General features: G+C 39.8%; 17 protein-coding genes. 10 read left to right on the top strand and 7 right to left on the bottom strand.

The annotated features are described in order from the left end of the window. Positions 1 to 41: 41 nt before the first annotated feature. The 5 genes from HEMROJRC1_RS00135 to HEMROJRC1_RS00155 all read right to left on the bottom strand — a co-directional run bounded on the left by HEMROJRC1_RS00135 (position 42) and on the right by HEMROJRC1_RS00155 (position 5,727). Entirely contained in the window at positions 42 to 365 is a 324-nt protein-coding gene (locus HEMROJRC1_RS00135; protein WP_226691061.1) for an HI1450 family dsDNA-mimic protein, read from the bottom strand. A 112-nt stretch (positions 366 to 477) separates the two neighbouring features. Continuing rightward, a complete protein-coding gene (locus HEMROJRC1_RS00140) occupies positions 478 to 1,107 on the bottom strand; it encodes a histidine phosphatase family protein (RefSeq protein ID WP_226691062.1) in 630 nt (209 codons plus the stop codon). Positions 1,108 to 1,165: 58 nt separating this feature from the next. Then, positions 1,166 to 2,533 (bottom strand): TolC family protein, encoded by a 1,368-nt coding sequence (locus HEMROJRC1_RS00145; RefSeq protein WP_226691063.1) that lies wholly within the window; start codon positions 2,531 to 2,533, stop codon positions 1,166 to 1,168. A 69-nt stretch (positions 2,534 to 2,602) separates the two neighbouring features. Further along, positions 2,603 to 4,534: a MacB family efflux pump subunit gene (locus HEMROJRC1_RS00150; protein WP_226691064.1), complete on the bottom strand. Its 1,932-nt coding sequence runs from the start codon at positions 4,532 to 4,534 to the stop codon at positions 2,603 to 2,605. A 17-nt stretch (positions 4,535 to 4,551) separates the two neighbouring features. Then, entirely contained in the window at positions 4,552 to 5,727 is a 1,176-nt protein-coding gene (locus HEMROJRC1_RS00155) for an efflux RND transporter periplasmic adaptor subunit (protein WP_226691065.1), read from the bottom strand. Between the two features lie 244 nt (positions 5,728 to 5,971). On the opposite strand from HEMROJRC1_RS00155, the gene glnS reads away from it, so the two are divergent. The 9 genes from glnS to dapB all read left to right on the top strand — a co-directional run bounded on the left by glnS (position 5,972) and on the right by dapB (position 13,378). Then, on the top strand, positions 5,972 to 7,651 hold the full coding sequence (glnS, locus tag HEMROJRC1_RS00160; protein ID WP_226691066.1) for a glutamine--tRNA ligase: 1,680 nt from the start codon (positions 5,972 to 5,974) through the stop codon (positions 7,649 to 7,651). Positions 7,652 to 7,906: 255 nt separating this feature from the next. Then, positions 7,907 to 8,848, top strand: a complete 942-nt coding sequence (locus tag HEMROJRC1_RS00165) for an FkbM family methyltransferase (protein WP_226691067.1) — start codon at positions 7,907 to 7,909, stop codon at positions 8,846 to 8,848. A gap of 65 nt (positions 8,849 to 8,913) precedes the next feature. Beyond that, the gene (locus HEMROJRC1_RS00170; protein WP_226691068.1) at positions 8,914 to 9,357 is read left to right on the top strand and encodes a YcgN family cysteine cluster protein; all 444 of its coding nucleotides are present in this window, start codon (positions 8,914 to 8,916) and stop codon (positions 9,355 to 9,357) included. 103 nt (positions 9,358 to 9,460) lie between these two features. Then, entirely contained in the window at positions 9,461 to 9,934 is a 474-nt protein-coding gene (gene ribE / locus HEMROJRC1_RS00175; protein ID WP_226691069.1) for a 6,7-dimethyl-8-ribityllumazine synthase, read from the top strand. Positions 9,935 to 9,939: 5 nt separating this feature from the next. Beyond that, entirely contained in the window at positions 9,940 to 10,374 is a 435-nt protein-coding gene (gene nusB / locus HEMROJRC1_RS00180) for a transcription antitermination factor NusB (protein ID WP_226691070.1), read from the top strand. Between the two features lie 66 nt (positions 10,375 to 10,440). Then, entirely contained in the window at positions 10,441 to 11,433 is a 993-nt protein-coding gene (gene thiL, locus HEMROJRC1_RS00185; protein ID WP_226691071.1) for a thiamine-phosphate kinase, read from the top strand. After that, positions 11,430 to 11,918 carry a phosphatidylglycerophosphatase A gene (locus HEMROJRC1_RS00190; RefSeq protein WP_226691072.1) on the top strand — a complete coding sequence of 163 codons (489 nt, stop codon included), beginning with the start codon at positions 11,430 to 11,432 and terminating at the stop codon, positions 11,916 to 11,918. Before thiL ends, HEMROJRC1_RS00190 begins: the two co-directional genes overlap by 4 nt. A gap of 2 nt (positions 11,919 to 11,920) precedes the next feature. Beyond that, a complete protein-coding gene (locus HEMROJRC1_RS00195) occupies positions 11,921 to 12,553 on the top strand; it encodes a LysE family transporter (protein WP_226691073.1) in 633 nt (210 codons plus the stop codon). A 12-nt stretch (positions 12,554 to 12,565) separates the two neighbouring features. Continuing rightward, a complete protein-coding gene (gene dapB, locus HEMROJRC1_RS00200; protein ID WP_226691074.1) occupies positions 12,566 to 13,378 on the top strand; it encodes a 4-hydroxy-tetrahydrodipicolinate reductase in 813 nt (270 codons plus the stop codon). Here dapB and yfaE read toward each other — a convergent pair. Beyond that, entirely contained in the window at positions 13,373 to 13,621 is a 249-nt protein-coding gene (yfaE, locus tag HEMROJRC1_RS00205; RefSeq protein ID WP_226691075.1) for a class I ribonucleotide reductase maintenance protein YfaE, read from the bottom strand. The two genes, dapB and yfaE, sit on opposite strands and share 6 nt — an antisense overlap. Before the next feature lie 45 nt (positions 13,622 to 13,666). On the opposite strand from yfaE, the gene HEMROJRC1_RS00210 reads away from it, so the two are divergent. Then, positions 13,667 to 14,353, top strand: a complete 687-nt coding sequence (locus HEMROJRC1_RS00210) for a hypothetical protein (RefSeq protein ID WP_226691076.1) — start codon at positions 13,667 to 13,669, stop codon at positions 14,351 to 14,353. Between the two features lie 23 nt (positions 14,354 to 14,376). On the opposite strand, the gene HEMROJRC1_RS00215 is transcribed toward HEMROJRC1_RS00210, so the two are convergent. Continuing rightward, on the bottom strand, positions 14,377 to 15,762 hold the full coding sequence (locus tag HEMROJRC1_RS00215) for a PLP-dependent aminotransferase family protein (RefSeq protein ID WP_226691077.1): 1,386 nt from the start codon (positions 15,760 to 15,762) through the stop codon (positions 14,377 to 14,379). Positions 15,763 to 15,795 lie beyond the last annotated feature (33 nt).

Consider the following 15,795-nt stretch of genomic DNA (forward strand, 5'->3'; position numbering starts at 1 on the left):
ACGAAAGGGAAATCAATGAGTTCCCTTTTTTGTCTTTATTTTTATTCTTTCCAAACAACGTGAAATTCACGATCCTCTTCCCTGTGAGAGATTAAGAATTTTGCGAATATATCGTCCATCTCATCTTTGTCGTTAACTAAGCCAATCCAAACTTCGGCAAAGGCTTCCGGATCAATTAACACGCCGATTTCTTGCTCCCAATTGTCGGCGGTCTCCACAAATTCCACTGCTCCCCGCTCTTCAAATTGAAGATTGAATAGCATAATATCGGCAGGATCTAAATTTTCTCCTGCCATTTCTAAGAAAATATCGTAAGCAATATCAATTGCCGTATCCGGATCAAGTTTTTGAATTTCAGTTGTCATCAGTTTTTCTCATTTATCAACGATGGACCGTATGATATAGAAATAAAAAGTGCGGTCAAATTTCTTTGTGTTTTATTTGCTCTGTTAGGCTGAAATAATAAATATTTATCGATTATTCTAAATGCGAGGCGTCATTTATTCTCTCAACGAAAAATCCTTTTTCACTCTCATAATGTACGATACTGATTGATGTATTGAGTAAGGGAATGGATTGATTTTCATCGCGATGATTTTGCCAAGTTGCACCGTTTAGGAGGGCGATAAGTAGGCGCAATGTATGCCCGTGAGAAACCACGAGAATATTACCGGAATGATGAATTTCGATAATATCCTGTAATGCTTTCACTGCACGCTCAGCGAGCTGTTGGTAGGTTTCTCCTCCATTGGTTTCCGCTTTGTAATTTGCCGGGTCGCTGATCATTTGCTTAAATTCCGGATGTTCACGTAGGGGTTCAACCCATTGTCCTTCCCATTTTCCAAAAAATTGTTCGTTTAATCCTTTATGTTGAAATAATGGAATATTGCGTTTGCCGATAATCAATTCCGCCGTATCAATAGTACGTTTTAAACAGCTGGAATAAGCAGCGTTGAAATCAATATGTTGTAAGGCAAGACCTGCTTTTTGCGCACCTAAAATCCCTTGTTCCGTTAAAGGAGAATCGCCATGACCTTGCATTAAACCTTGTTCATTCCAAAAGGTTCTTCCATGACGGATAAAGTAAAAAGTTAATTGTTTTTTCATTTTTTAGAAATTCCGTGAAAAAAATAAGGAAGCCGAAACTTCCTTATGATATAGGTGATTAGCGGGAATAGTAACCTGCCATTGAGCTATATACCGCGTTTTCTGCCTGAATGAGGCTATATTTTGCTTGTAAAATAGCAAGTTGTGAGCTTTTCTCAGTATTTGCCGCATTTAACCATTCACGTAACTCTGATACGCCCGCATTATAACGGTTACGGTAATATTGTGTGATTCGTTTATTGTAATCAAAGGTTTTTTGCAGGTTGGCAAAGGCATTCTGTGCTTGGGTAAACGTAAAGTAGTTGGTATCAACGTCATTTAATGCAGTGGTAATACTTTTTTCGTAGTTTAAACGTGCGGTTTCATAGTCCGCTTCTGAAATTTTTACGTTCCATTTTACTGTGTTCCAATTTAAGAACGGTAAACTAATACCAATCGAGCCACCCGCAACAGGATTATGTAGCGCATTGCCAACTTTGGTTCCTGTTGAGCTTAAACTGCCGCCTAAAGTAATTTCCGGGAACCAACTTTTTTGTGTGGCTTTGGCATTTTTAAAGGCGCTGCTTAAGCGATATTGATAGCCTTTTACATCAGGACGATTCGCAATAACGGAAACCGGCACATTTAAATTTACACCCGCATTTTTTACGTTAAGAATATGAGGGAAAGTGATATTTAACGCTTCTTCCGGTTTTAAGTTAAGTAAATTACGTAAAGTTTGTTCGGCAGCTTTTCTTTGAGTTTGATAATTGATCAAATTATTACGAGCCGTTAACACCGATTGTTGTGCTTGATCCACCGCAGCAGAATCCGCTACGCCTTGATTTAAACGGCGTTGCATAATATTGCTGATGTCATTGTAATATTTAATGCTTTCTTCCGTAGTGCTGATGGCATCATTAAGATAAGCAATTTGGTAATAGGTGGTGACGACAGAATTGATTAAGGATAATTTGGTTGCTTCTAAATCTTCAGCCGTCGCTTTATGTGCCCATTCGGCGGCATCGGCGGAATCGGCTAAACGACGCCATAGATCAAGGGTATAGGATACATTCAGTGTGCCTGAGTGAGAAATTGTGGAATTTGCGCTTTTGTCAATACGGCGTTGTGCGCCGGACGTTGTTGAGCCGCTAAATATCGGCACTAAATTCGCCCCTAATAAATTCGCATTATAAAGCGCACGATTGACGGCAACGGCAGCTTTTGCCAAATCTTTATTGTTTAATAGGGCTTGTTCGACAACACGATTTAATTGTGCATCGTTATAGAGTGCCCACCAATTTTCTTTTATATTGAATTGTTTGGTGATTTCTTGGTATTTTTGATAATCCTCTTGGCTGGCTTTATAAGAATCACTGATATTGGCACAGCCTGCAAGGGTTGTAGCTATCACAATAGTAAGCGTTAATTTTTTCATTTTTAACATTGTTTTTTCCTTCATTATCATCGTTAAAAAGTGCGGTAGATTTTACCGCATTTTTAGGTTTTACAAAATCTATTCGCGAGCAAGAGCGGTAATCGGATTTAACTGTGCTGCACGTTTCGCCGGCATATAACCAAATACTACGCCGATAAGGGTAGAGAAAAGTACCGCCGTAATGATTGAGACGGCAGAGAATGTCATAGCGAAATCTCTCATAAAGAAATTAAATAGCAATCCGATTGTTCCTGAAAGTAAAATGCCGGTAATGCCGCCGATTAAACAAATGAGCACGGCTTCAATTAAAAACTGTTGCAAAATATTGGTTTGGCGTGCGCCAATTGCCATACGCACACCGATTTCTTTGGTTCGTTCCGTTACGGAAACCAGCATAATATTCATCACGCCAATGCCTCCTACGATCAGGGAAATAAAGGCGATAGAAGAAATCAGTAATTTCATCGTACCTGTCGTACTCTCAATGGTTTGCTTAATAGTATCGCTGTTCATAATGAAAAAGTCTTTCTTTCCGTGGCGCATAGTCAATAATTCCGTAATACTTTTTTCTGCCACTGTCGAATTGACATCATCGGCGATTTTTACTGTGATAGAACCAATCTTTTTGCTACCGGAAATTTTATTCATTACCGTGGTATAAGGTGCATAGATATTCAAAGAACTACTGGTTCCTCCCATTTTTTTATCGGACACTACACCTATAATACGTAAAGGGCGTTTGTTAAACATAACGCTTTTTCCAAGCGGCGATTCATTTGAAAAAATTGTTTTTTGGGCGTTTTCATCAATTAACGCTACTTGATTATTTTCTTGCACATCTTGAGCAGAGAAGAAATTTCCTTGTTTGAGTGTTAAACCCTCGACATCAAAATATTGTTCACCCACCCCTTTTAAATTACTGGAAGAGAAGGTTTGATTGCCATAAACCAGCGTACCGCTTGAACTGCTATTTGGTGTCACACTTTGTACATACCTTTGTTGGTTTAATGCATTGGCATCATTTATCGTGAGGTTTTGCATTTGCTCGGCTTTTCGATCGCCAAACCCCGTACCGTTAAAAATGGTCATTGTATTCGTGCCGATGCCCTTAATGTTTTCTAAAATTTTTTGTTGCGAACCATTACCTAATGCCACCACGGAAACCACCGAAGTGATCCCGATAATAATACCGAGCATAGTGAGTAGAGATCGCATTTTATGCGCAACAATCGCACTGATAGACATACGAAAAGCTTCAATAAGTTGATCTTTACTGAAACCAAAGTGCGGTTTAATTTTGAGTTGATTTTCGACCGCACTTTTTACGCTTTCTTTCTGATTATCGGCAATGATTTCACCGTCTCTAATTTCAATAACACGATTTGCGCCGGCGGCAATATCGCGATCGTGCGTAACCATAATGATGGTATGACCTTCGCGATGTAACTGACGCAAAATTTCCATCACATTTTGTCCGCTGTGGGAATCCAATGCGCCTGTCGGTTCATCGGCAAGAATAATTTCACCGCCGTTCATTAATGCGCGAGCGATACTTACTCGTTGTTGCTGACCGCCTGAAAGCTGGTTAGGTTTATTTTGCCATTTATCGGCTAATCCTAGTTTCTCCAATAATTGTTTGGCGCGATTTAAGCGTTGTATTTGAGGTACGCCCGCATAAATCGCAGGGAGTGCGACATTTTCCGCAGCCGTTAAACTTGAAAGTAGGTTATAACGTTGGAAAATAAAACCAAATTTTTGGCTACGTAAATCGGATAATTGATCGGCTGAAAGTCGATTAATTTCGTTGCCATCAATTTTATAAGAACCATCAGTTGCCGTATCCAAGCATCCGATAATATTCATTAACGTGGATTTGCCTGAGCCGGATTGTCCGATAATGGCAACAAAATCGCCTTTTTCAATATTTAAGGAAATATTCTTTAAAATGTGAACGCGATTTTCGCCTTCGCCGAAGTAGCGATTGAGCTTATTAATTTCAATAATATTCATAAAATTTCTACCGCACTTTAGAATATTCTCGGACCACGAACCGTACCGCCTACTTTTTCACCGGAAGTGATTTGTGAAACAATGACGTTGTCACTTTCGCTTAAGCCGGATTTTATTTCCGTTTGAAAATCATTTTGCACACCGATTTCCACTTCTCTCATTTCCGGTTGATTTTTTTCGTTCAAGATATTCACGAAGGTTTTCCCGTCTTTCTTTTGAATTGCCATATTGGAAATCAGTAACACATTTTGTGCATCGGCTATTTTAATGTTGTTTTCCGTTGTCATTCCGATACGCAAAGTGCGGTCGGGATTATCAACGATTAAATTGGCGTAATAATAGATTGCACTGGAACTGCCGGACGTGCTTGAAGTGCCGGATGAAGTAGAAGAGTTATCGCTTTTTGTTGTAGTTGCCGGATCGACAGAAGAAATTACACCTTCATACCGAGTATTCGGCTCGGACAAAATCGTAAAAATCACTTTTTGACCGGCTTTTACTTTTGTGATATCGCCTTCCGAAATTTCCGGTTTTACGCGCATTTGGGTCAAATCCGCCACTTTTACAATGGTTGGTGTTGTTTGTGCCGAGTTGACGGTTTGTCCCTCAGAAATTGGAGTAGAAATAATCGTTCCGTCAATCGGTGAAGTGATTTTGGTATAGCCGACATTGGTTTCTGCCGTATTGACTTCAATTTCCGCTTGTTTTATGGATTCTTTCAAAGCATCGACTTCTGATTTTGCCGCATCAAAGGTGTTTTTTGCATTGTTTAAATCATCAAGAGAGGCGGCTTTTTGAGCATAAAGTTTAGCATAACGGGAGTAAGCGGATTGCGCCACATTAAGTGCGGTTTCTTTTGCTTTTAATTGTGCTTGAAAGCTTGCCAATGCGGCTTTTTTCGTATTGAGCTCATTAATTTGAGTAGTAGAATCAATATCGGCAATCAAATCACCTTTTTTTACTTCTTGTCCTAGTGTAACGTAAAGTTTTGTGATTTTACCCGAAACCTGTGCGCCGACATCAACTTCGTTAATGCTGCTGATAGAACCGGAGGCAACGACGGTTTTTTCAACATTACCGCGAGTTACTTTTTCAGTGAGATAGGTGGATTGCTGATTGTTGTTTGCGATAAAAAAATAAAAGGCGAAACCGCCTAAAATGAAAAAACCGAGTATAAATAAAATTTTCTTCATTGATGATAAATTCCAAATAATGAACGATTGTTCAGTTTGCGTATTTTAATGATAACTTTCTCGTTTTGCACGAAAAATCTTGGTGTGAGACAAAATATTTCTCAATATATTGCCTTGTCGTTTATTTTACATTTTAGAATTAGCTGAAAATTAGAAGAGGGGATGTCTAATTTTTCGCACATCTCGCTTTTCTCTTATAAAACAGATAGAATAGCGGGATTATTTTTTTATTTATGAGAAAGTTATGAGCAATACAGAACATAATCTAGATCTAGAAAAAACGGAAAGCATACGTCCGCATAATTTTATTACACAAATTATTGATGAAGACTTGGCAAATGGTAAACATAATAATGTTTATACCCGTTTCCCACCTGAACCAAACGGCTATTTACACATCGGTCACGCAAAATCCATTTGTTTGAATTTCGGCATAGCAAAAGATTACAACGGATTATGTAATTTGCGCTTTGATGACACCAATCCTGTCAAAGAAGACGTGGAATATGTAGATTCTATTAAACAAGATGTGGAATGGCTAGGTTTTCACTGGGCGGGAGAGGTTCATTATGCTTCCGATTATTTTGATGCGCTTTATGGCTATGCGATTGAGTTAATCAAAAAAGGTTTGGCGTATGTGGATGAACTTTCAGCGGAAGAAATGCGAGAATATCGTGGTACATTGACGGAACCGGGTAAAAACAGCCCGTATCGTGATCGCACTGTAGAAGAAAACTTAGCTTTATTTGAGAAAATGAAAAACGGCGAATTTGCCGAGGGGAAAGCAAGTTTACGTGCCAAAATTGATATGGCTTCACCATTTATGGTAATGCGAGATCCGGTACTTTATCGCATTAAATTTGCAAACCATCACCAAACAGGCGATAAATGGTGTATTTATCCGATGTATGATTTTACCCATTGTATTTCCGATGCAATTGAGCGCATTACGCATTCATTGTGTACACTTGAATTTCAAGATAACCGCCGCTTGTATGATTGGGTACTAGATAATATTTCAATTGAACGTCCATTACCTCACCAATATGAATTTTCACGTTTGAATTTAGAATATACACTGACCTCCAAACGTAAATTATTAAAATTAGTCACAGACGGTATTGTTGACGGCTGGAATGATCCGCGTATGCCAACGATTTCGGGCTTACGCCGCCGTGGTTATACTCCTGCTTCCATTCGTGAGTTTTGTCGCCGCATAGGGGTAACGAAACAAGATAATGTGGTGGAATACAGTGCATTAGAATCTTGCATTCGTGATGATTTAAATGAAAACGCACCACGTGCGATGGCAGTGTTAAATCCGTTAAAAGTAGTGATTGAGAACTTCGGTGAAAAAGAAATCTTAAATGCCCCAAATCACCCGAATCGTCCGGAACTTGGTACCCGTGAATTGCCTTTCACTCGTGAAATTTATATCGATCAAGCGGATTTCCGTGAAGAAGCGAATAAACAATATAAACGTTTAGTGCTTGGCAAAGAAGTGCGTTTACGTAATGCTTATGTAATCAAAGCAGAACGGGTGGAAAAGGATGAGAACGGCAATATCACAACCCTATATTGTACTTACGATCCTGAAACTTTAGGTAAAAATCCGGCAGATGGTCGCAAAGTGAAAGGGGTGATTCAATGGGTTTCTGCAGAAGATAATTTATCGGCGGAATTCCGTTTATACGATCGCTTATTTACCGTAGCAAACCCGGGGGCGGCAGAGGAACTTTCTGACGTGTTAAATCCAAATTCATTAATTATTAAGCAGGGGGTTGTGGAAAAAAGTCTGCATAATGCAAAACCTGAAAAAGCTTACCAGTTTGAACGTGAAGGTTACTATTGTGCAGACAGCAAAGACAGCCGCACCGACCACTTAGTGTTTAACTTAACAGTGAGTTTGAAAGAAGGTTTTTAAGTTTAATAGAATGTTAAAAGTGCGGTTAAAATGACCTGTATTATGTTGTAGTTGCACAAAATTTTTTAATTTGGGTAGGGTGCGTTGAGCTTTGCGTAACGCACCGTTTTACCATCAAACCTTGTTAATTGGTGCGTTACGGCTTTGCCTAACGCACCCTACAAAGTCGTTATTTAATAATATTTGTGCAACTACTACATAGTAACTGAAAATGACCGCACTTTAGTTCTATATATTAATAAAGAGGGTAACATCATGCACAGCACAGCACAGCACAGCACAGCACAGCACAGCACAGCACAGCACAGCACAGCACAGCACAGCACAGCACAGCACAGCACAGCACAGCACAGCACAGCACAGCACAGCACAGCACAATTGTACAATTTAAAATGGGGATTGTTCAAATTAATTGAGGGTGATTTTATTAGTCAATATGCTCAATGTTATGGCGAATGGTCGGAAGTTGAAGTAGCCGTTTTTCATCATATTCTTGCAGCAAGCGATAACGTCATTGAAGTCGGTGCAAATATTGGTATGCATGCAGTTCCTTTAGCTAAAGCTATCCCACAAGGAAAATTATTCTGTTTTGAACCTCAACGTATTCTTTTTCAACATCTCAGTTGTAATTTAACCTTAAATCACCTTACTAATGTTTATGCTTATCAACAAGGTGTTGGTGAGCAACATCAACGTCTTGATATTCAATCTTCCGATTACAAAGCCCCTTGGAATTATGGTAGCTTTTCTCTGGATAAAGGATTTAGCACGGAAGGAAATTTTAAGGGCAAGGTCCATTTAGAGAATATTGAAGTAATTCGTTTGGATGATCATATCGAAATTAATAAATTGACGAGTCTAAAATTATTGAAAGTTGATGCGGAGGGCTTTGATTTACAGGTCTTGAATGGGGCAAAACAATTAATTGAAAAATATCAGCCTATCATTTTCATTGAAGTGCATTCAAATACAATTCAGGAAACTTTGAATTATATGCAAAGTATAGGTTATCAATGCTATTGGTTGGCAAGTAATAGGTATCAAAAAAATAACTATTTCCGTCAACCCAAAACACTAGAAGGCGTAGATATTAATTTTCTTTGTTATCCAAAATCAGCAGAAAATATCCCTTCGTTTTTAACTCAAGTATCTGAATTTTCAGAGAATAGTTCTATCCCTTTATTAGAAATAAATTAATTTAAAGTAGAGAAATTCTAAAAGTGCGGTTAAAATGACCGTACTTTCTTTTTTATCTGATTTTTATGGAAAATTTAACTCCCGATTTTTGGCAAACTAAATCTCTCCTTGAAATGACAGAACCCGAATGGGAAGCGTTGTGTGACGGTTGTGGTAAATGTTGTTATCGTAAATATATTCAAGGGCGAGGAAAGCAACAAAAACTTTATTACACCCGTATTGCCTGTAATTTACTGGATGTGAAGACGGGAAAGTGCGGTAATTATTCGGCGCGTTTTAAAATCGAAAAGGATTGCACAAAACTCACTAAAAACAACCTTCCGGATTTTCATTGGTTACCTTATACCTGTGCTTATCGTTTACTTTATGAAGGCAAACCTTTGCCGGACTGGCATCCGTTAGTATCCGGTAGTACACAATCTGTGAAAAATGCCGGTATTTTGATTGAAAACGGTATTCATGAAAGAGATGTGATTGATTGGTTTGAATTTGTGATTGACGAAGTCTAAAGGTTTTTCATTATTATTAGAAAGAGATAAATGCTGATAGGCGGTGATTTTTGTGCTAGAATTCGCCACCGTTTTAATCATAATGAATCAAATAGGGAAAAGTATGAAAGTTTTAGAAGGTGCAGTAGCGGCATCGAATGCTAAAGTTGCGGTAGCCATTGCCCGTTTCAACAGTTTTATTAATGAAAGTTTATTGGAAGGCGCGATTGACGCATTAAAACGTATCGGTCAAGTAAAAGATGAAAATATTACTATCGTACGTGCACCGGGGGCATATGAATTGCCATTAGTCGCACGCCGTTTAGCAGAAAGTAAAAAATTTGATGCGATTGTGGCGTTGGGGACGGTAATTCGTGGTGGCACAGCACATTTTGAATATGTTGCCGGAGAAGCAAGCACAGGTTTAGGAAAAGTTGCGATGGATGCAGAAATTCCGGTCGCATTTGGCGTATTAACCACTGAGAATATTGAGCAAGCCATCGAACGTGCCGGTACAAAAGCAGGGAATAAAGGCGCTGAAGCGGCATTAACGGCGCTTGAAATGGTGAATCTTCTTCAACAAATTGATGCGGCATAATCATTATGGCAGAACAAAAACAAGTCAAGAAGCCTTCAGCCCGTCGTCGTGCACGTGAATGTGCGGTTCAAGCCTTATATTCTTGGGCAATTTCCGGTAACAACGTTGAACAAGTAGAACTGGCATTTTTACTTGATCAAGATATGACTGGGGTCGATAAACCTTACTTCCGTAAGGTATTTCGTCAAGCGGTGGAAAATATCGAAGACGTTGACTTTATTATTGGGCCTTATATTGACCGCACTTTTGATGAGCTTGATCCTATTGAAAAAGCCATTTTACGTTTGGCGGTGTATGAATTACGCTTTGAACTAGACGTACCTTATAAAGTAGTGATTAACGAAGCCATAGAAGTGGCAAAAGTATTTGGTGCGGATGAAAGTCATAAATACATAAATGGTGTATTGGATAAAATTGCACCGGCGTTAGGGCGTAAATAATCACTTTATATAAAAAACAGCGCGCGTTTGTAACGCGTGCTTTTTTGTTTTGAACAGGTTGTAAATATGGCAATGGGCGAATTTGATCTGATTAAGCGATATTTTTCGCAATCGCAATTCCAAACCGATGATTCGGTACAATTATCCATTGGTGATGATTGTGCGTTGGTGTCTGTACCGGAAGGTTATCAGCTTGCCATTACAACGGATACTATGGTGGAAAACACGCATTTTCTCCCAACGATTTCAGCTGCTGATTTAGCCTATAAAGCCGTAGCGACCAATTTAAGCGATCTTGCTGCCATGGGCGCAGTGCCTAAATGGATTTCTCTTGCCTTAACCTTACCAAAAATTGATAAATACTGGATTGCCGACTTTAGTCGAAGCTTGTTGCAAATATTAAAAAATTACAACGTCACATTAATTGGTGGAGATACCACGAAAGGTGCGCTCTCTATTACGATTACGGCACAAGGTTTGATTGAAAAAGGACGAGCACTTTGCCGTCATCAAGCGAAAGTTGGCGATTTAATTTATGTTTCCGGTACATTGGGAGACAGTTCTGCAGGCTTGCAAATGCTCTTATCAGGCAAAAGTGCGGTCAATTCTGATGATGAATTTTTGCAACAACGCCATTTTCGTCCGATTCCAAGAATAACGCTTGGACGTGCTTTAATGGGGATTGCCAATGCTGCAATTGATATTTCTGACGGTTTGATTTCGGATCTCGGGCATATTTTAAACCGCAGCCAATGCAGTGCCGAAATCGAGCTTTCCGCTTTGCCGCTTTCCTCCGCCCTATTAAGTCATCATAATCGTACACAAGCAGAATTGTTGGCATTAAGCGGTGGAGAAGATTATGAATTGTGCTTTACCGTTTCGGCTGAAAACCAAGCGAAGTTTGAGGAACGTTTAAAATATCTTGATGTGCCTTGTACTTGTATTGGACGTACAGTAGCAGCAAAGTGCGGTCGGTTTTCATTGCATTTTTTACGTGAAGGCGAAGAGGTTGAACTTGCCCCGTTATCCGGTTTTGATCATTTTAGGGAAGAAAAATGACAGAAAATAATCCTTTAAAAAGAATTTCTTTAAGCAATCCTGTGCATTTGCTCGCACTGGGATTCGGTTCGGGTTTGCTCAATCCGGCTCCCGGTACTTGGGGGAGTGTTGTCGGTACGATTTTGGGTGCGATATTACTCGCCCTTTTCGGTACAAAAATCTTTCTGATTTTGACCGCACTTTGCTTTGTTCTAGGTTGCTATCTTTGTCAAAAAACTGCTGATGATATGGGGGTTCACGATCACGGTTCGATCGTGTGGGATGAATTTGTCGGCATATTTATTGTGCTGGTTGCTATTCCGACACTTTCTTGGCAATGGATATTAACGGCATTTGTACTATTTCGGATTTTCGATATTTTAAAACCTTTCCCGATTCGTTATTTTGATAAAAAATTGGAAAGTGGCTTTGGGATTATGGTGGATGATGTGCTTGCCGCCGTTTATGCAATAATTGTTATTTTCGTTGTACGAATTGGAGTTTGATAATGCTGAATTTAATTATTGTCCATTTGTTCGGTTTAATGACACCGGGACCGGATTTCTTTTATGTGAGCCGAATGGCAGCAAGCAATTCCCGCAGAAATACAATATGCGGTATTCTCGGCATCACGCTCGGCGTAGCATTTTGGGCGGCATTATCAATGCTTGGATTGGCAATGTTATTTGTTACTGTGCCGGCGCTTCATGGTGTTATTATGCTACTGGGCGGTAGCTATTTAGGGTATCTTGGCTTTTTAATGGCCCGAAGTAAAAAACACGCGCAATTTGAACCGATTTCAACCGCAGAACTCAATCAACAAACCACTATTAAGAAAGAAATTACGAAAGGGCTTTTAGTGAATTTATCCAATGCAAAAGTTGTCGTGTATTTCAGTAGTGTAATGGCTCTTGTGTTGGTCAATATCACCGAAACTTGGCAAATCGTATTGGCTTTTGCCATTATTGTGGTGGAAACATTCTTCTATTTTTATGCCGTTTCATTGATCTTTTCACGTAGTATTGCGAAGCGATTATATAGCCAATACAGCCGCTATATTGATAATGCTGCAGGTGTGGTGTTTTTGTTTTTCGGCTTATTGCTGATTTACAACGGACTTAACGAAATCATTCATTCATAAGAGGAAATAAAAATGACATTAAAGATTGCGATTGTCGGTGCAGGCGGAAGAATGGGACGTCAATTAATTCAGGCCGTTCAAAATGCGGAAAATGTAAAATTGGGCGCAGCTTTTGAACGTAAGGGGTCGTCTTTAGTCGGGGCGGATGTCGGTGAATTAGCCGGTATTGGTTGTTTAGGCATAACGGTATCGGATGATTTAACCTCGCAAAAAGATAACTTTGATGTGTTGATCGATTTCACCCGTCCGGAAGGCACGCTTGAGCATTTGGCATTTTGTGTGGCGAATAATAAGCCTATGGTGATTGGCACTACCGGTTTTGATGATGCGGGCAAATCGGCAATTCAAACCGCTTCGGAAAAAATCGCGATTGTCTTTGCGTCAAATTATAGTGTGGGCGTGAATTTGGTGTTCAAATTACTTGAAAAAGCCGCCAAAGTAATGGGGGATTATTGTGACATTGAAATTATCGAAGCTCATCATCGCCACAAAGTGGACGCACCGTCAGGCACCGCTCTTTCAATGGGAGAACATATCGCAAAAACCTTGGGGCGTGATTTAAAAACACAAGGCGTATTCTGCCGCGAGGGCATTACCGGAGAACGTACAAGGGATGAAATCGGTTTCTCGACCATTCGTGCTGCGGATGTTGTGGGAGAACACACCGTATGGTTTGCCGATATTGGCGAACGTGTCGAAATTTCCCATAAAGCCTCCAGCCGTATGACCTTTGCAAACGGTGCCGTGCGGGCAGGAAAATGGCTGGAAAATAAATCAAAAGGATTGTTTGATATGACGGATGTGTTAGATTTGAATAACCTATAAATCCAGTTCAATATCGCTTTCCACACGACAACAACATAATAAAACCTCATCAGGTTGAATAAAGGCAAGGGGCGTTTCTGTATAAGATACCTTGCCTTTTTTGATTTTCACACGGCACGATCCGCAGTAACCGCTACGGCATTGATATTCGTGATGAATATGGTTACGTTCTAAGTGATCCAGTAAGCTGGTTTCGTTATTGAAATCGAGCGTGGTTTGACTGCGAATTAAGTGAATTTTCATGATAGAATCGAAAAAATAACTATCGCACCATTATATAAGGAAAAAATGAAATTATTGATAAAAACTTCGGTGATTTTGACCGCACTTTGTTTAGCTGCTTGCAGCTCAATCAGTAAAGCGCCGATAAAGTCCGTTGATATTTATGTAAAACCTTATTATTCCGCCCAAAATGGCAGAGTAGATAATGTGTTTATACACAATAAGATTGATCCGATGCTGCGTGAAAATACATTGAAGGGCTACCAAAGTGCGGTCAAATTTGCGGAAGAAAATCCCACTCGGATTTCACCGATGACAATGTTCACGCTCGCAGCCCGTGCTTATGATTTTGGGCGGCGTGATGAAGCGGTGAATTGGTATTATCGAGGACAAAATCGTTTGATTACGGCGGTTTATGTACTGGATTTACCTAAACGGACGGTGGAAGATAACACCGGATTTAGCCAAGTGGTAGGACAGTTTGTCAACCCCTATGCTTTTTGCGATTTACAAAAACAGCGCAAAGATGCTGAAGCTGCCGTGAATTGGACGATTTCACATCCTTATGAAATTCTGTTTATAGCAACATTTCCGTCAAAATATCAAGATCGTAAAGCCGCACTAAAAGAAGCGGAAGAAAAATTAAAGGCACGTTTGAAAGAACAGGACGAATTTTTTGCAAATCCCCAAAATAAGGAAAAATGGCAAAAAGCACGCTTGGAAAATTTCGTTAATGAACGGTTTTGTTGGTAAATCGGTACAAAAATGACCGCCCGCTAAGCGATTTGCCACGCCCTTAAAAGGGTTTCAACCCCCGATTTTAGGTTTGTCTCGCTTAAATGCCCGAAACCAAGGGTAAATAATTTTCGCTGCTGATATTCAATCGGATAAAGTTTTATCTGATGTTGTCGAGCGATCTTGGTTAATACTGATAATGAGCGGGGGTCATTGATTAGCTCAATCAACAAATAAAAACCTGAATGTTCGCCATAGTAGCGAATTTTTTCAGCATAAGGAGAAAGTAATTCACATAATAATTCCATTTTTCTGCGATAGATTTTCCGCATTCGATTGATGTGTTTTTCAAATTCTCCTGATTGAATAAAAGTCGCCAGCCGTTGTTGCTCAAGACGGGAGACAGAGGCATTAAAAAAACTGCAGTGCTGTCGATAAGCGTTGAGCAAGGCTTTTGGTAACACCAAAAAGGTAATGCGTAGCGAAGGCATAATCAATTTGGAAAACGAGCCTAAATAAATCACCTTATGCTGGCGATCCAAACTTTGCAGTGAAGGAATCGGCTTGCCTTTGTAGCGAAACTCGCTGTCATAATCATCCTCAATAATGTAGCGATCCGGCTGTTGAGCCGCCCAATCAAGCAACTGCAGGCGTTGTCCAATAGGCAAAATATGCCCAAATGGATACAAATGAGAGGGGGTTAAATAGGCAATTTGGATATTTTTTTCGGTTAAAAAATTGCAGTCAAGTTGGTAATTCTCCGCCTGAAACGGCAATTTGACGATATTCTTTTGATATAAAGTTAATAATTTTTCAACATTGGCGTAGCCGTAAGGCTCCATCGCCCAGTTCATTGTCGGGTGGATTTGTTGGAACAGCAAAATCAACTGCTGCAGGCAACTTTCCACCCCTGATCCGATAATAATCTGTTCTTCCTCACAATTTACCCCTCGTGAAGCCCACAAATATTGGGCGATTTGTTGGCGTAAATTTAAATCGCCTTGATGATCGCCTAAATTAAGCCACTCTTTATCCGGACGACCTGCACATTTTCGCCAATGCTTAAGGGGAAAGTGATCGGTATCAATACGGTTAGGGTTGAAATCAAACAACGGGTGAGAAAGTGCTGTCGTTTTTTTCGTTGTTTTGGCAAAAGGCTCGGTCGGGTAATTCAGCTCCGATTGAAAACTGACAAAAAATCCGCTACGGGGTTTGGATTCGATATAACCTTCCGCTAATAGCTGGGTATAGGCATTTTCCACTGTATTTTGGCTGATTTGTAAATAGTCGCAAAGCCGTCGTTTGGAGGGCAATTTTTCACCCGGCTGCAAAGATTGAGTATAAATCGCCCTCTTGATCTGTCGGTAAAGCTGTAAATAAAGGGGGGTATTGCTGTTTTTTTGTAACATATAACTGAGTTTTTCCATTCTGACCTCATTAAAAAGATAAAAATTGATACT

The sequence above is a fragment of the Rodentibacter sp. JRC1 genome (assembly GCF_020521555.1).
Classification (GTDB): Bacteria; Pseudomonadota; Gammaproteobacteria; order Enterobacterales; family Pasteurellaceae; genus Rodentibacter; species Rodentibacter abscessus.

Coding starts and splice junctions, on each gene's coding strand:
- HEMROJRC1_RS00150 (WP_226691064.1), bottom strand. CDS start 4,534: ATGAATATTATTGAAATTAATAAGCTCAATCGCTACTTCGGCGAAGGC.
- HEMROJRC1_RS00145 (WP_226691063.1), bottom strand. CDS start 2,533: ATGTTAAAAATGAAAAAATTAACGCTTACTATTGTGATAGCTACAACC.
- HEMROJRC1_RS00165 (WP_226691067.1), top strand. CDS start 7,907: ATGCACAGCACAGCACAGCACAGCACAGCACAGCACAGCACAGCACAG.
- HEMROJRC1_RS00170 (WP_226691068.1), top strand. CDS start 8,914: ATGGAAAATTTAACTCCCGATTTTTGGCAAACTAAATCTCTCCTTGAA.
- HEMROJRC1_RS00135 (WP_226691061.1), bottom strand. CDS start 365: ATGACAACTGAAATTCAAAAACTTGATCCGGATACGGCAATTGATATT.
- yfaE (WP_226691075.1), bottom strand. CDS start 13,621: ATGAAAATTCACTTAATTCGCAGTCAAACCACGCTCGATTTCAATAAC.
- nusB (WP_226691070.1), top strand. CDS start 9,940: ATGGCAGAACAAAAACAAGTCAAGAAGCCTTCAGCCCGTCGTCGTGCA.
- HEMROJRC1_RS00155 (WP_226691065.1), bottom strand. CDS start 5,727: ATGAAGAAAATTTTATTTATACTCGGTTTTTTCATTTTAGGCGGTTTC.
- HEMROJRC1_RS00140 (WP_226691062.1), bottom strand. CDS start 1,107: ATGAAAAAACAATTAACTTTTTACTTTATCCGTCATGGAAGAACCTTT.
- HEMROJRC1_RS00215 (WP_226691077.1), bottom strand. CDS start 15,762: ATGGAAAAACTCAGTTATATGTTACAAAAAAACAGCAATACCCCCCTT.
- HEMROJRC1_RS00210 (WP_226691076.1), top strand. CDS start 13,667: ATGAAATTATTGATAAAAACTTCGGTGATTTTGACCGCACTTTGTTTA.
- glnS (WP_226691066.1), top strand. CDS start 5,972: ATGAGCAATACAGAACATAATCTAGATCTAGAAAAAACGGAAAGCATA.
- HEMROJRC1_RS00190 (WP_226691072.1), top strand. CDS start 11,430: ATGACAGAAAATAATCCTTTAAAAAGAATTTCTTTAAGCAATCCTGTG.
- thiL (WP_226691071.1), top strand. CDS start 10,441: ATGGCAATGGGCGAATTTGATCTGATTAAGCGATATTTTTCGCAATCG.
- HEMROJRC1_RS00195 (WP_226691073.1), top strand. CDS start 11,921: ATGCTGAATTTAATTATTGTCCATTTGTTCGGTTTAATGACACCGGGA.
- ribE (WP_226691069.1), top strand. CDS start 9,461: ATGAAAGTTTTAGAAGGTGCAGTAGCGGCATCGAATGCTAAAGTTGCG.
- dapB (WP_226691074.1), top strand. CDS start 12,566: ATGACATTAAAGATTGCGATTGTCGGTGCAGGCGGAAGAATGGGACGT.